Annotated in this window: 1 protein-coding gene; it reads right to left on the bottom strand. The window is 64.1% G+C overall.

What is annotated here, in order from left to right:
- The coding region (locus tag B3187_RS00750) for an FtsX-like permease family protein (protein ID WP_286804205.1) at positions 1 to 616 on the bottom strand (616 nt) is incomplete at both ends.

Below are 616 nucleotides of genomic sequence, written 5' to 3'. Positions count from 1 at the left end.
GGTTCAACCCCGCCGCCAGGGCGCGCCGATAAGCGGCCAGCGCCGGCACCAGCCCCATCACCAGGGCCAGCCCCAGTATGCCCAGCATTAGATACGCGGTCTGTGCGCTCATCGGATTAATCGCGATAAACAAGCCGAACTCACTGGCCAGCCAGGGCTGGGCGATCGCCAATCCCGCCATCAACAACAGGGTTCCAAGCACCAGACTGAGCAGAGTGATCAGAGCAACCTCCAGCTCGATCAGCAGCACCAGCGTCAGGCCGCTGGCACCGACCGTGCGCAGTATCGCCAGCTCCCTTCGTCGCTCCCCCATGGACGCCAGCAGCATGGTCATCATCCCCGCCAGCGTCGCCAGCAACACCAGGAAGCTGATCAGATACAGCAGGTTCTCCGCCACCGCCAGCAGTTGCCAGAGCTCCGTCAGCGCCACGCCGGGGAGGATCGCGGTCATGGGTTCATTCCGGGTGGTGTTCAGTTCCCGCTGAAGGGCGAAGACCATGGGCCGGCTTTTCAGGCCCAGAAGCACCGCATTGATATTGCCCGGCGCCGGCTCAAGCGCCCCACCATGGCCGGCGCTGTGATGCTCATGATCACCGTGGTCGTGGTCGTGGTCGTG

Source organism: Marinimicrobium sp. UBA4209 (assembly GCF_002381585.1).
GTDB classification, from domain to species: Bacteria; Pseudomonadota; Gammaproteobacteria; order Pseudomonadales; family Cellvibrionaceae; genus Marinimicrobium; species Marinimicrobium koreense.
Note: the sequence above shows the minus strand (reverse complement) of the source record. Positions and strands in the feature narration are given on the sequence as shown.